13 protein-coding genes are annotated in these 14,301 nt (G+C 65.7%); 6 read left to right on the top strand and 7 right to left on the bottom strand.

Annotation, left to right across the window (positions count from 1 at the left end; genetic code table 11):
• Positions 1-2: 2 nt before the first annotated feature.
• The 3 genes from ACWDTP_RS03650 to ACWDTP_RS03640 all read right to left on the bottom strand — a co-directional run bounded on the left by ACWDTP_RS03650 (position 3) and on the right by ACWDTP_RS03640 (position 3,778).
• Positions 3-968: an ABC transporter permease gene (locus ACWDTP_RS03650; protein WP_450016686.1), complete on the bottom strand. Its 966-nt coding sequence runs from the start codon at positions 966-968 to the stop codon at positions 3-5.
• Positions 965-2,491, bottom strand: a complete 1,527-nt coding sequence (locus ACWDTP_RS03645) for an ABC transporter substrate-binding protein (RefSeq protein WP_450016684.1) — start codon at positions 2,489-2,491, stop codon at positions 965-967. Before ACWDTP_RS03645 ends, ACWDTP_RS03650 begins: the two co-directional genes overlap by 4 nt.
• Positions 2,492-2,572: 81 nt before the next feature.
• On the bottom strand, positions 2,573-3,778 hold the full coding sequence (locus ACWDTP_RS03640; RefSeq protein WP_450016682.1) for an acyl-CoA dehydrogenase family protein: 1,206 nt from the start codon (positions 3,776-3,778) through the stop codon (positions 2,573-2,575).
• 162 nt (positions 3,779-3,940) lie between these two features.
• On the opposite strand from ACWDTP_RS03640, the gene ACWDTP_RS03635 reads away from it, so the two are divergent.
• The 5 genes from ACWDTP_RS03635 to ACWDTP_RS03615 all read left to right on the top strand — a co-directional run bounded on the left by ACWDTP_RS03635 (position 3,941) and on the right by ACWDTP_RS03615 (position 9,448).
• Positions 3,941-5,272, top strand: a complete 1,332-nt coding sequence (locus ACWDTP_RS03635; RefSeq protein ID WP_450016680.1) for an NtaA/DmoA family FMN-dependent monooxygenase — start codon at positions 3,941-3,943, stop codon at positions 5,270-5,272.
• A gap of 14 nt (positions 5,273-5,286) precedes the next feature.
• Complete coding sequence (locus tag ACWDTP_RS03630) at positions 5,287-6,597, top strand: NtaA/DmoA family FMN-dependent monooxygenase (protein WP_450016678.1); 1,311 nt, start codon at positions 5,287-5,289, stop codon at positions 6,595-6,597.
• A gap of 118 nt (positions 6,598-6,715) precedes the next feature.
• On the top strand, positions 6,716-7,594 hold the full coding sequence (locus ACWDTP_RS03625) for an ABC transporter permease (RefSeq protein ID WP_450016676.1): 879 nt from the start codon (positions 6,716-6,718) through the stop codon (positions 7,592-7,594).
• Positions 7,595-7,598: 4 nt separating this feature from the next.
• On the top strand, positions 7,599-8,375 hold the full coding sequence (locus ACWDTP_RS03620; RefSeq protein WP_450016674.1) for an ABC transporter ATP-binding protein: 777 nt from the start codon (positions 7,599-7,601) through the stop codon (positions 8,373-8,375).
• 17 nt (positions 8,376-8,392) lie between these two features.
• Positions 8,393-9,448: an ABC transporter substrate-binding protein gene (locus tag ACWDTP_RS03615; RefSeq protein ID WP_450016672.1), complete on the top strand. Its 1,056-nt coding sequence runs from the start codon at positions 8,393-8,395 to the stop codon at positions 9,446-9,448.
• Between the two features lie 76 nt (positions 9,449-9,524).
• Here the strand turns inward: ACWDTP_RS03615 and ACWDTP_RS03610 are convergent, their stop codons facing one another.
• The 4 genes from ACWDTP_RS03610 to ACWDTP_RS03595 form a co-directional block, all read right to left on the bottom strand.
• Complete coding sequence (locus ACWDTP_RS03610) at positions 9,525-10,007, bottom strand: hypothetical protein (RefSeq protein ID WP_450016670.1); 483 nt, start codon at positions 10,005-10,007, stop codon at positions 9,525-9,527.
• A gap of 3 nt (positions 10,008-10,010) precedes the next feature.
• Entirely contained in the window at positions 10,011-12,011 is a 2,001-nt protein-coding gene (locus ACWDTP_RS03605) for a TNT domain-containing protein (protein ID WP_450016668.1), read from the bottom strand.
• Positions 12,008-12,364, bottom strand: a complete 357-nt coding sequence (locus ACWDTP_RS03600) for a hypothetical protein (protein ID WP_450016666.1) — start codon at positions 12,362-12,364, stop codon at positions 12,008-12,010. Before ACWDTP_RS03600 ends, ACWDTP_RS03605 begins: the two co-directional genes overlap by 4 nt.
• A 78-nt stretch (positions 12,365-12,442) precedes the next feature.
• Positions 12,443-12,724 carry a GlsB/YeaQ/YmgE family stress response membrane protein gene (locus ACWDTP_RS03595; RefSeq protein ID WP_450016664.1) on the bottom strand — a complete coding sequence of 94 codons (282 nt, stop codon included), beginning with the start codon at positions 12,722-12,724 and terminating at the stop codon, positions 12,443-12,445.
• Between the two features lie 179 nt (positions 12,725-12,903).
• Between ACWDTP_RS03595 and ACWDTP_RS03590 the strand changes: the two genes are divergently transcribed.
• Positions 12,904-14,301, top strand: a 1,398-nt coding sequence (locus tag ACWDTP_RS03590; RefSeq protein WP_450016662.1) for a Tex-like N-terminal domain-containing protein, incomplete at its 3' end; no start/stop codon positions are given.

Below are 14,301 nucleotides of genomic sequence, written 5' to 3'. Positions count from 1 at the left end.
GATCAAGCTCCTCTCTGCCCCTGTGGGGCAAGCACGTTCAGTAAGGAGTTGACGATGAAGTTGAAGCCGACAACGGCGATGATGCAGATGACGAGAACGCCTTGGACCGCGGGCACATCGCCGGCGAGCGCCGACTCCGCCGCGTACATACCCAGCCCGGGGATGCCGAAGATGGTCTCGGTGATCACCGCACCACCGATCAGGCTCGGGAGCTTGAGCCCGACAAGGGTGATCGCCGGGCCGACACCGTTGCGAATCGAGTAAGCCCACAGCTGCCGAGTTCCCGAGTACCCGTTGAGCTTTGCGCCGAGCAGATAGTTCTCCTCACGGGTCCCGAGTATCGCGGTACGCAGCTGTCGTGCGATATCGGCGATCAGATCGAGGCTCAGCGCGGCGGCGGGCAGCAGAACGTGGGACAGCCACGGCCAGAAACCCACGGCGGGTGGCGTATAGCCGGCCGAGGGCAACCACGACAGGCCCACGGCGAAGATCAGGATGAAGGCGATGCCCATGATGAACGCCGGCAGGACCGACATCACGGTGGTGAAGACGGTGACCGATCGGTCCAGCCAGCTGCCGTGGTATTTCACCGCGAGGACGCCGAGGGCGGTGCCGACCACGATACCGATCAGCAAGGCGACCGCGGCGATCTGCAGGCTGATCAGGGCGCGGCGCAGCAGGACATTGCCGATCGGCCCCTGGGACACCCAGCTGGACCCGAAATCACCGGAGAAGATGCCCGACAACCAGTTCCAGTACTGGACCAGAAACGGTTGATCCAGACCCCATTTGGCGGTCAGCTCCTGCGCCGCGCCTGCCGATGGATTATCGCCGAGTACGACGAACACCGGGTCGATGCCGGAGATCACGCCCAACAGGAACGTGAAGAACGTCGCGACGAAGAAGACCGGGATCAGCACCCCCAGCCACCGAAGGACCACCCGCAGCGCGCGTGTGAGGGCGGTCATGCGGTGCCAGACGCGACGGTGACGCCCTTCCAACTCACGCTGCCCGGGGTCCGCGGGAAGTCGGAGATCCTCGTCGACTGAACGTAGGAGTAGTGGTAGGTGTACAAGTAGATCTTCGAGCCGAAATTCAGCGACGACCTCGCCAATGCCTGCACCGCCGGCTCGTATTCGGGCGTGTCGAGCGGTGTTGCCGAGGCGGCATGGAGCAGGTCGTCGAAGTCGCCGGGTTGCCGACCGCTGACATTGACGTTGCCGTTGGCCGAGAACTGCTGGCTGAAGGTCTCCAGGGGGTCGAGATAGTTGTGTGTGCCCGAGATGAGCAGCGGGTACTCCTTGGACTTGGTGAACGCCAGCTTCGAGATCGCATCGTCCTGCAGAACCCGGATATCGGACTTGATCCCGATCGTCTGCAGCTGGGTCTGCAATACCTCCGCTTGAGCCTGGTTGGCCGACGATATGGGGATCGTGATGGCGATCGAGCCCGGTGGGTGGCCGGCCGCGGCGAGTATCGCCTTGGCCTTCTCGGGGTTGTATTCTGGGTTGTCGAATTCGGGCACGTGGCCGACTTCCCCGGACTGGTAGGGCTGAGTGGCGACTTCGCCGATCCCGTTGCCCGCCTTGGTAAGGAACTCCTCGCGGTTGATCGCTAGATTGAGGGCCTTGACCACCTGCGGATCGTCGAACGGCGCGCGAGACAGGTTGACATTGATGTACCAGTTGTTGTTGCCGGCCGGACTGAACACCTTCACGCCGTCGAGCCCTTCGGCGGATCGCTGCGTTCCCGTGTCGATCGCGTTGACGAGGTCGTACTGGCCCGACGTCACCGACGCGGCCGCCTGCGCCGGTCCCGGCATCGGGTGGAACTCGATGCGGTCGACGTGGATGTTCGCCGCATCCCAGTAGTCCGGGTTCTTCTCCAGGTACACGTGATCGCCCTCGACGAACTCGGTCACCTTGTACGGGCCCGCACCGATCGGGTTCTGCTTGAGCTGCGCGGGGCTCACCGCCGGGCTGGGCACCTGGCCGGCTTTGGGGCCGAGCCGCAACAGGATGCTGTAGTCGGGGCGCTTCAGGTGAAGGGTGGCAGTCGATTCCGAGTCGGCAGTGACCGACTCGACCGAATCGAAGTCGACGGTGCGGGCGGATTCGGGATCGTTGAGCGCACGGTCGAAGAAGCTTTTGATCGCCTGCCCGTCGACGGGTGTCCCGTCGGTGAACGTGTTGCCCTGGCGAAGATGCAGCGTGAGTTCGGTGCCGTCCCGGTTGAAGTCCCAGCTCTCCGCGAGACCGGGCCCCGGCTTTCCTTCCGGTGTGACCGCGAGAATCGGCTCGTAAACGAGGTTCGTGTAGTACTGCGGATAATGCGAGCTGGTCTGCACCGGGTCCCAGTTCGGCGGGATGATCACCGCCCACTTGACGGTGTTTGCCCCGCCGGCGTCGCCGGCGCACGCGGTCAGTCCGCCGGCGAGTGCGACGACGAATCCGACAGCGCCGACGGCTCGGCGAAGGGTCCTGCGGACCATGCGATCTCCTTGTTCGAGACGTTGACGTGAGAGGCTCGCCATGGCGCGCTCGGCGCGCCGGGGCCACCAGAGCCGGGAGTTCTAGAAGAAGCCCTGATTGGGCGGCGGTGTTCCGTTCAGCGCGTAGCGGCCCACCGCGACCGCCTTGAGGGTCTTGGGATTATGGGCCGCGATCGAGCGGATGTTGCGCCAGTGCCGGTCGAGGTGCTTGCTGCGGTGAACCAGCGAGCCGCCACCGATGTCGAACAGTTCCGAGGCGGCGCGGTTGGCGATCTCGTCGATGACGACCTTGGCCTTGGCGTTGAGCAGCGTTGCCTGCAGGGCGAGTTCGGGCTCGTCGGCAGTGCCGTGCGCGGCGTACGCCTCCTGCAGTGCCGTTCCGGCGGCCAGCACCATGGCTTCCGCGGCGAACGCCTGACTGTGCAGCAGGCCGACGCTGTACTGCACGATCGGGTCTTCGGTGGGCGCGTCGGCCGGGGCGTGGTAGAACGCCCGCTTCTTGGCCCGGACCTGGTCGACCGCGTCGCTGGCGACGCGTCGCAGGATGCCCGCGATCATGGCGCTCAGCTGGATGTGGAAGAACGTGGCGCGGTACGGCAGGGCATCGCGGGTGAACACCCCCTTGGCGAAATAGTCCTCGGGCCCCACCGCCACGTTGTCGAAACTCACGGTGCCGCTGCCGGTGAAGCGCTGTCCGAAGCCGTCCCAGTCGTTGGGCCGGACCACGCCGGCGCGGTCGGTGGGAATGATCAGCTCGGCCTTGTCGCCGTCGACGTCGGTCACACCGACGATCAGCCAGTCCATGTACATGCTGCCCGTGGTGTAATGCTTGGTCCCGTTGAGCCGCAAGCCTTCCGGACTCCGGGTGATTGCGGTCTTGTACGGGAAATCGGTCGCGCCCGCCTTGGCGCTGAGTTCGGTCGATGCCGACCCGATCAGGTCACCTTGTGCGACCCGCTCCAGCCACTGAGCATCCTGCGGGCGGGTGCTGCGCAGCAGGTTCTCCACGACGCCGAAATGGCTGCGCACGATATGGGCCACATTGGAATCGGCGGCGCCGAGGTCGATGAACAACTTGTAGACATCCACCAATGACGCACCACCGCCGCCCTGCTCGACCGGCAGGCGGATCGCACCGAGCCGGGCCCGCTTGATGGCCTCGATCGCCTCGTACGGCAGTTCATCGCGTTCGTCGCGCCCGATCGCGCCGTCGGCGATGTGGTCGATCAGTTCCCGTAGCCGCTGTGAGCCGTAGGTGACGGCGGTGGCCTCGGCAAGTTCGGTCATCGCTGTAGTGTCAGCCGCCCGCGGTGCAGGATCAACGGGGTTCAACTACCGCATCGCTACGGCTGCGCTTAAGTGTCATCCTGCCAATGCGTAGTTCCGCTTGATGGAACCGGTAGCCGATTCCTCTTCATCCCAGCGACGGTTGGAGCTAAGGATTGAACGGTGGCGCACCGGCTTCTCCATTTGAATGTCAACGGCAACGGGCTCGCGAAACCGTTGAACAGCTGGCGGCGCAGCGATCCTCCGACATGGTTTCTCGACTTCGGGTCCTGGGAAAAGCTCGGCCAGATCGCCGAGCGTGGCCTACTCGACGCGGTGTTCCTCGCCGACCACCTGGGGGCCACCGAGTTCAGCAGGCCCTGGCACGCCTTCGAGCCGTTCATGCTCCAGACCGCGGTCGCCCGCGCGACCAGCCGCATCGGCGTGATCGCCACGCTGTCGGCGACCTTCAACCAGCCGTGGGACGTCGCGCGTCGCGCCGCGACGCTCGACATCGCCTCCGGTGGTCGGGCGGGGGTCAATATCGTCACCTCCGGTGAGGACTCCGCGGCGGCCCTGTACGGACATGAACCGTTGCCGGACCGAGAGTTCCGGTACGCCCGGGCCGACGAGGTGCTGAACGCCGTCAGGGAGCTGTGGGACTCCTGGGATCCCGCCGCCCTGGTCGCCGACCCCACAACGGGGGAGCTGGTCGATGACGGCCGGGTGCCGACGGTGCACTTCGACGGGGACCACGTCGGTTTCAGTGCCCGGTTCCAGTTCCCGCGTTCCGTGCAGGGCCGGCCGGTCATCGTGCAGGCCGGTGCGTCGCCGCTGGGCATCGAGGTGGCCGCCAAGCACGCGGACGCGGTGTTCTGCGCCGCCAACACCGTGGCGACCGCCCAGGCGTTCTACCGCAACCTGAAGACCCGCGCGGCCGCCCACGGCCGTAACCCGGACGAGCTGTTGATCCTGCCCGGCCTCAACATCACCCTCGGCAGCACCGAGGCCGAGGCGAAGGCGCGCCGCGCCGGGCTGGCCGGCCCGCTGGCTGTCGACGCCGCCGCGGTGGGCACGCTCGCCACCCAGCTGGGCGTCCCGGCCGACTTGCTGGACCTCGACAAGACCTTGCCGTGGGACTTCTTCGATTCACCGCAGTGGCGTCCGCGCAGTGTCGGCAGTGCCAATGCCGTCCTGTCGGTGGCGCGCCACGACAACCTCACGGTCCGTGAGGTGCTGGAGCGTCGCGCCAACGCGCAGAACGCCATCGTCGGGACGCCCGAACAGGTCGCCGACGAGATCGAGGTGTGGTTCGCCCAGCGCGCCGCCGACGGCTTCAACGTGAATTTCGACGTCTTCCCGTCCGGACTGGAACAGATCGCCGACCACCTGGTGCCGGAGTTGCAGCGGCGCGGGATCTTTCGCCGAGAGTACGAATCCACCACGTTGCGCGGCCATTACGGCCTGCCGCCGATGGCGTTACCCGACCCGAGCCGCACCGCGGTCACGGCCTGATCCGGAGATTGCCGATGAGCACCCGACAATTGCACCTGAATGTCAACGCGAACGCGTTGGGGCGGGCACCGGGTGGCTGGCGCCTGCGCGAAGACCCGCTCGGATTCCTCGATATCGGCGAGTGGGAGAACCTCGGGCGAACCGCGGAACGAGGGCTGCTCGACGCGGTGTTCCTCGCCGAGACACTCGGTTTCGCCAAGCAGGACTTCACCAAGCCGTGGAACGCGATCGATCCGTTCGTGGTGCTCACCGCGATTGCCCGCGCGACCACCCGGGTCGGGCTGGTGGCCACGGTGTCGTCGACCTACCGTCATCCGTACCACATTGCGCGCCTTGCTTCTTCGCTGGATCTGGCCTCCGGTGGCCGGGCCGCCGTCAACGTCGTCACCACCCGCTCGGCCAAGGCCGGTGAGCAGTTCGGCCTGGATGCCCATCCCGACTACGACACCCGGTACGGGCGTGCGGACGAGGCGATCTCGGTGATCAGAGAACTCTGGGGATCATGGGATCCCGATGCGCTGGTGGGTGACAAGGAGACCGGCGAGCTGACCGACCTCTCGAAGGTTCGGGAGGTCGACTACCTCGGCGAGCACCTGCGGGTGAAGACGGTCTATCAGGTGCCGCGCTCGCCGCAGGGGTATCCGGTGGTACTTCAGGCGGGTGCGTCCGAGCAGGGGATCGATCTGGCCGCCAAGCACGCCGATGCGGTGTTCTGTGCCGAGCACAACCTGGCGCAGGGCAAGGAGTTCGCGCGAAAGGTGAAGTCCCGGGCGCGCGGTGTGTACGGCCGCAACCCCGACGAGGTCCTGATCCTGCCCGGGCTGTGGCCGGTTCTCGGCAGCACCGAGGCCGAGGCGCGTGAGCGTCGCGACCTGCTGGGCAACCTGAACACCGCGGGCGGCGACGCGTTGGCCTCGCTGGCCAAGCAGCTCGGCCTGCCGGTCGACAGTCTGGCATTGGACGCGCCGCCGCCATGGGACCTGATCAACGCGCCGGACTGGAAGCCCAACAGTTACGGCTTCGCCAACTCCGTACTGGAGGCCGCGCGCACCGACAACCTCACGGTGCGGGGCATGCTCGAAGGACATATCGCCGGTGGCGGGCACCGGATGGTGGTCGGCACGCCCGAGCAGGTCGCCGACGAGATGGAGGCCTTCTTCACCGCAGGCGCTGCGGACGGTTTCAACCTGAACCACGACTTCTATCCCGACGGGCTCGACCTCATCGTGGATCACCTGGTCCCGGAGCTGCAGCGCCGCGGCATCTTCCGCAGAGAATACGAATCGACGACGCTGCGCGGTCACCTCGGCTTGCCCGTCCCGTGACATTAAATCTCGCTGTGCGCGAAGGGTTACCGCACAGCGCAAGCGCACATAACCTGACTGCGATCCGTAAGTCCCTGGCGCACCGAGGAGCCCCGTTGTCGAGATCGAAGCAGCTGCCATGAGCGTCGGCACCAGCGCACCGACTTCGGCCACCGCGGACGCCGAAGTCTCCGGCGGGGGCCACTGGCAGCCGTTACGCACCGCAAAACCGAAGGGGTCGTGGCGATCCCTCAAATCCGGCAAGAACGCCTACCGGTTGGCCGTGCCGATCGTGCTGGTCGTGCTGTGGCAGGTGTTGTCCAGCGCCGGCGTCATCCCGCCGTCTGCGCTCGATTCACCGGCCACGGTCATCAGCGCACTCTGGGACCTGATTCAGACCGGAACCTTGCAGGAAAGCCTGGCCGTTTCGTTGCAGCGAGCCGGTCAGGGCTACGCGATCGGCGCCGTCATCGGTTTGACCGCCGGCCTGATATCGGGGCTGTCCTACGTAGGCGAGCGGGCGTTCGACGCCTCACTCCAGATGCTGCGGACCATTCCCTTTCTCGCGGTCGTGCCGCTGTTCGTGATCTGGTTCGGCGTCGGTGAGCTGTCCAAGGTCGCGCTCATCGCCACCGCGTGCGTGTTTCCGATCTACCTCAACACCTTCGCCGGTGTCCGCAACGTCGACCGCAAGGTGGTCGAGGCAGCAGAGGTGTTCGGGCTCAGCCGGTTCGCGACAGCGATGAAGATCGTTCTTCCGCTCGCCATGCCGACGATTCTGGTGGGCCTGCGCTATTCGCTGGGCGTTTCGCTGCTCGCGCTGGTCGCCGCGGAGCAGATCAACGCGACGTCGGGCATCGGCTACCTGGCGCTGTCGCCGCGCGCGGCGATGCGCACCGACATCGTGCTGTCCATTGTCCTGGTGTACGCGGTGCTGGGGCTGGCCGTCGATCTCGTCATCCGGATCGTCACCCGGATCACCGTGCCCTGGCATCAAACCTTTCTGAAAGAGACGTGACCCGATGGTGACCCGCACCCAACCGGATTCCGCCCCGGCGGGCAGCGTTGCCGAGACATCTGAATTCGCCATCCAACTGGACGGAGCCACCAAGGCATTCGGGGAGCGGGAGATCTTCGCCGGCCTCGATCTCACCGTTGCGCCGGGAGAGTTCGTCGCGCTGCTCGGCGCCTCCGGGTCGGGCAAGACGACGCTGCTGCGCATCCTGCTGGGCCTGGACACGTTGGACAGCGGGATCGGCGGGGTGTCGACACCACGTTCGGCGGTCTTCCAGGAGCCGCGTCTGGTGCCATCGCAGAAGGTCTGGCGCAATGTCCTGCTCGGGGTCGACAGCCCCGCCCATACCAAGGCAAGGGCGCTCGCGGCGCTCGACGAAGTGGGGTTGGCCGGGCATGCGACCGCGTGGCCCGCAACGCTTTCCGGGGGTGAGGCTCAACGAGTCGCGTTGGCACGGGCTCTGATCAGAGAACCCCGGGTGCTGCTGCTCGACGAGCCGTTCGCCGCACTGGACGCCCTGACCCGACTCAAGATGCAGGCACTGGTCAAAGAGCTGTGCCGCAACCACCGGCCTGCGGTGATGTTGGTGACCCATGATGTCGATGAGGCGGTTCGGTTGGCGGACCGGGTACTCGTCCTCAAACAAGCCCGGATCTCGGTCGATATCGACCTCGACCACCACCGCAGTCCCGAACGGGCCGCGGCCCTCAAGACCCGCCTCTACCGCGAGCTCGGGGTCACCGCGGCCGCCGACCAACTCGACCAGTCCGAGGAGACCCGTTGACCCGCCACGGCGCAACCATGAAAATCGCTTCCGTCCTTGCGGTTCTGATGCTGGCCGTGGCCGGCTGCACGACCGCCAGCCAGGACGAGTCCCAACAGGCACCCGAAGGCCAACGCACACTCGACGGCGTCGATGTGGGCGATGTGACCCTGAGGGTCGGCATCTTCTATGACGTGACCCGGGCTCAGACCGATGCCACCGACTTCTTCAAGAACACGCCGTACAAAGTGGAATGGGCCCGTCTGAACGGTGCCGGCCCGACCGTGCAGGCGCTGTACGGGAATGCCATCGACATCAGTTGGGGGCTCAGCGATACCGCCACCCCCAAGGGCGCCGCCGAGGCCAAGGAGCCGTGGACCGCCGCCACGGCACCGATCAAGATCGTCGGACTGCTCAAGCCGTACGAGCCGGAGAAGTACCCGGGCTCGATCATCGCGGCCAACACGAAGACGGGTATCAACACCCTCGCCGACCTGCGGGGCAAGTCCTACACCTACAACGAGGGCGGTAATGCCAACGCCGTCGCCCTGCTGGCCCTGCACAAGGCGGGGCTCACCACCCGTGACGTGAAAGTGCAATTACTGCAGAGTGATTCGATCTCGTCGGCGATCATCAATGGCTCCGTAGACGCCGGTTCGACGTCGATAACCCGCGTCGGTGCGGCTATCGACGCCGGTCAGGTGAAGCAGATCGCCAGCGGCACCGAAGTGGGTTTCCCGGGTTACGTATCGATCACCGCACGCTCCGGGGCGCTCAAGGATCCCAAACTCTCGGCGGCGATCGGCGACTTCTCCGAACGGGTCGCCCGCTTCCAGAAATGGGGTGCCGAGAATCCCGAGGAGATCGCCAAGGCGTACGTCAAGACCCAGCAGCTGACTGACGACCAGGCGCTGTTGGCGGCCCGGAGCAGCGCGGCCACCCTCGTCCCGGTGGGCCCCGACGATCCGGGCACCAAGGACGAGGTCGCCCTGATGAAGGGTCTGCTCGACTCGGGCTTCCTGCCCCACCCGATCGACATCACGCAGTACCTCGACAACCGGTACTCCGAGCAGATCACCGGCGCGGTCCAGTGACAAGGCCGCGATCGCTGACGCTATTTGCGGCCGGCTCACCACCCGACCGCTCGGGGTGACTGCTTGCCATGCCGGACTATTGGATTCCTTCCCTCACCATCCGCTCAATGTCATCAACGGACTTCGACATCAGATGACTAAAAATTGTTGCGATTGACCGAGGTACTCTGGCGGACTCGTCGGCCGTTTGTAACTCGACAGCGCCTTGCAGCTCGGTTGGGGTGATTACAACGTTTGGATTCATCCCGAGAGCGTGAAGACGAGCCCCGAGTTGGTTCGCGCCGATGGCGCTCCGTGTCACAGATGACCACCGCCAGATCAGGTACTTCTCCGCGAGGGTGAACGTCGAAAATTTGGCCAGTCCGTTATGTCGCTGCCCACGATCATCGACTTTGTCTACCACCCACCAGCCACCCTCGTGTCGTAGGTCGAAGGATTGATCGTCGGATTTGAAGTGGATCTGAGAATCGTCGGGCTCAGTGTCGATTGAGATATGGGTCATGCGGGCGAGGCTGGTCCATTCAACCCAGTTCTCTGATAGCCGAGAGAAATCCGTCATCAGCTACTTGACCTCCTTCAGATATCCCCAATCAACCAGTGCTTCAACCGAAGCCTCGTCTCCATCGGGTGCGATAATCCGGTACTGTGTGCCGCCGCCCGGTTGGTGAAACCATGGCGCTGCTTGTGATTGTTCGATGTGCCACTCTGGTGGGAGTTTCGACGGGTCGTCAACCACATATTGGTAGTAGGGCTTGCTGGCACTGTCAGGGGGCAGCGCGCGTTCGGCGAAGGGAACGCCCTCGGGCGACAGGTATGCACCACCGGGGTATCCGAAGCGGTCGATAACGGTGCCTTGCGGGATTTGGGCGTTGTCAACGACGGTGCCGGGCACGGCGTAAGGCTTATTCGGCAGGTTGTCGTCGGGGTAGATGAGGCCGCCGTCAGGATTGGCGAACGCTGGTCCAGGATCGACGGCGTGGTAGCCGTCGAACAGCGGTGAGTCCGGCGGTAGTGGAGGAGGCGGCGCACCTGCTTCCGGTGCGTGAGTGATGCCCCCCGACGAGTTACCTCCTCCAACGGGTGCGGAATGGTCCATGGTCGTCGGTGCGGGATGATCAGCGACTGTGGGTGAGTGGTGATTCGGGCCCGGTGTGTCGACGACTTCGTGTGGGATTCCGGGGCTGTCGATGATCGCGCCTCGTCCCGCGAGGGCCGCCTCAGGACCGAGGACGAGCCCAGGGGTCGCCGCGGCGCCATCAGCGAGCTTCTCGCCGAAATAGTAGGCGGGATTAGGCGAGTTCAATGCATGCTCGGCCTCGTCCTTAGCCACCCCGATCGGGTTCGTCAGAGTTCGTGTGATGTCGTCGTTGAGGTCTTTCCAGGATTCGAGCACACCGGGTGCGCCGGGTCCCCCCACACCGAAGAGGTTCTTGACGCCCTGCTCCATGTCACGCCAGCGGTCGCCGAACCCCTCTGCGATACCAGGTTCGGGCGCTCGCGCTCCGTCTGGAGGGTTGTAGTTGTCCTTGGCGTCATCGAGGACATTGTCGAGCATTCGTTGCACCTCGTCAGCAGACCTGCCTGAGGCTTGAATTGCCTGAATTGTCCGTTCCACATCCTCCGGAGGCGCACCCGCGGTGTGCAGCGATTGGCGGGCGGTGGCGAGAACCTGCTTGCCCTCCGGGCTGTTCGGGTCCAGAGGTTTGGGTGGCATCTGACTTAATGCTGCGGGCAGTCCGCCGGGCTTTTCATCGCCAGGTTTATCAGGCGGGGCGTCCTTCGGCTGTAGCAGATCTTCGAGAGTGCCTCCGACATCACCGGTCTCGCTGGGATGCTCTGCGCGGTCTGCTACGGACTTGGGGACGGAGAACGGGCCGATCCGACCCGGTGCCTGTGCCGGTCTGTCCGCCGGCGCGTTGTTGTCGTTTTCGGCGGGCGTGTCCTCGGCGTTGACTTCGATTTTGTTGTCCACCAGTTGGACCGAGCCCGGAGGTTGATTGCGTCCCTCGTCCTCATCGTCAAACCGGATGCCTTCCAGTTCAGCGGCTTTCGCGTGCAAGCGCTCGCCGGTGAAGGCATCGGCCTGAGCTAGGCGCTCGGCGTACCAACGGATGTCTTCAGCGTGTTCAGCGGCGGCGCGTTGGCGGTCGGCCATCGTCAGTGGGTTCGCGCGGCGACCGTCGGTAACCGAGAGGTCCTCTCCGACTCGAAAACCGTCCTGTTCGGCCTCGGTGATGGCTTCCAGCGCCTCGCGTTTGGCGGCCTGAAGATCTCTGCCGCCGTTCTCAGCGATATCGGCGGCTTCTCCCTGCACCTCACCCTGTCGGAGGACTATTGAGATATCGGCAGTCGCTCGGTTTAGGGCGGCATCTTTGGCATCGCCCTCCCAGTCCGTGCCGCCGGGAGTCATGATGTTGTAGCGGTGTTGCTCGAACGCCTCCTCAGACTGTGTTGCCAACTCCCGCCAGCGCAGGGCGGCTTCCTCCAGAAGCCCGGTCGGCCACTCCTCGATCTCCGAACGGGTTGGTACTCCGCTGCCTGTGGCGACAGCGGCAGGGCTCACACCGTCACCGCGATAGCACCGGCTGCGCCATCGTCGGTGTCGTCGTAGTGCGTACCGCCCGCTGACATATCAGCAGCCTGCCCCGACATCCGTCGCGACTGGCGGTCCCGCACCGATCTGATCGCTGAGTCGAGCGCGTTCAACCCGGCGAGGCTGGCGTGGCTACCGGCACCACCGGCGATCGGGCCCGCCGTCAGCCTGGCGGCGAGGCTCTCGCTCTCGCCCGCACCGGCCCGTAAACCACTCGTCGTTACATTTAACTTGTTTGCCACGCCAAGCCCCCAACAAGCCAGGTTCGCCCACCGGGAGATTACCGCAGCATTGCTGTAGAAAGCATCGTCATCGAGCCGCACGCATCGGTGCCCCTCGACACCGTCCAGCGTGGCCGTGTCTGTCAGCTGAATGCTTCGTTGCTTGGCTGGTCCCGAATACTAGAGCTTGTTGGCGAAGCGCGCCGCGACGAACTTGTAGAGCGCGAGCAGGATGACCGCGCCGATCAACGCACCCAGGAACGAGTGTCTGACCGGTGGGGTGATGGTGAACTGGTGCGGGGAGAAAACGATGCTGCCCAGGGTGCCGCCGACATAGCCGCCGACGATCCCGAGGACCGCGGTGGCGATCCAGCCGAAATTCTCCTTGCCCGGCACGATCAGCCGCGCGATCCATCCCACGATGAGACCGAGGACGATCATCCACACGATATTCCAGACCACCACCATCTCCTTCTCGAAAGCGTCCTGAAGAAGCTAGCCGCACCGCATCAACGTCGGGTGAACGGCGTGCAAGCGTCCCGGCGCTATTCCACGACCTCCGGGTACAGGCACGTCCGGGTGGGCAGACACACAGCGTCGTGCCCCGGCGCTGTCGGCCGGATTCGGTAGGGTCCTGCGACGTGACCCAGAGCCTTCCTGTGTTGAAGTCCGTTACCGCCCGCCTGGCCGAGGAACTGGCCGTGGGGGAGCGCCAGGTGGCCGCCGCCGTCGGGCTGCTCGACGAGGGCTCGACCGTGCCGTTCATCGCGCGCTACCGCAAGGAGGTCACCGGCAGCCTCGACGACGGGCAGCTGCGCACCCTGGAGGAGCGCCTGACCTATCTGCGGGAACTGGACGCGCGCCGCGACGCCGTGCTGGCCTCGATCGAGGAGCAGGGCAAGCTCACCGACGAGCTGAGGTCGGCGCTGCTGGCGGCCGAGACCAAGGCCCGGGTCGAAGACATCTACCTGCCCTATAAGCCGAAGCGGCGGACCAAGGCGCAGATCGCCAAGGAGAACGGCCTGGAGCCGCTCGCCGACCGGCTGCTGGCCGACCCGACGTTGGTGCCCGACGAGGCGGCGGGCGAGTTTCTGGGAGAGAACGTCGCCGACGCCGCCGCGGCGCTGGAGGGCGCCCGCCACATTCTCATCGAGCGGGCCTCTGAGGATGCCGAGCTGGTGGGTGCCGCCAGGGAGAAGTTCTGGGCCGACGGCGCGCTCCGCACCGCGCCGTGGTCCGAGGAGGCGGCCAAAAGCCCTGCCGCCCAGAAGTTCCGCGACTACTTCGAGTTCTCCGAGCCGCTGGAGAACATGCCATCGCACCGGGTGCTCGCGGTGCTGCGCGGCGAGAAGGAGCAGGCCCTTTCGTTGAACTTCGACGGCGGCGACGACGAGACCTACCAGGCCATGGTGGCCCAGTCGCTGGGCATCGACATGACGGCGGACGCGCCGGCCACACCGTGGTTGGCGACCACGGTCCGGCTGGCCTGGCGGGCCAAGCTGATGATCTCGGCCTCGGTCGACGCCCGCATCCGGTTGCGTCAGCGCGCCGAGGACGAGGCGGTGGCGGTGTTCGCCCGCAACCTCAAGGACCTGCTGCTCGCGGCGCCCGCCGGTACCCGCGCCACACTGGGGCTGGACCCGGGGTTCCGCACCGGCGTCAAGGTCGCGGTCGTCGACGCTACCGGCAAGGTCGTCGACACCTGCGCGATCTTCCCGCACCAGCCGCAGAAGCAGTGGGATCAGGCCAAGGCGACGCTGGCCGCCCTGGTCGCCCGCCACGGCGTCGACCTGATCGCCGTCGGCAACGGCACCGCATCCCGCGAGACCGACGCCCTGGCCGCCGAGCTGATCGCCGAGATCCGGTCCGCCGGTGCCAAGGCCCCGGTGAAGGCCATGGTGAGCGAGGCGGGCGCATCGGTGTACTCGGCGTCGGAGTACGCCGCACGCGAGATGCCGAATCTGGATGATTGTGCACCAGCCCGCGCAGCCGCGTGTGGTCGGGCGGGCTCAGGAACACCATCCATCGTCCGAGGATGT

The organism is Mycobacterium sp. NPDC003449, assembly GCF_053588415.1.
The sequence above is the reverse complement of the archived record's forward strand: the minus strand, read 5'-3'. Positions and strand labels throughout refer to the sequence as shown.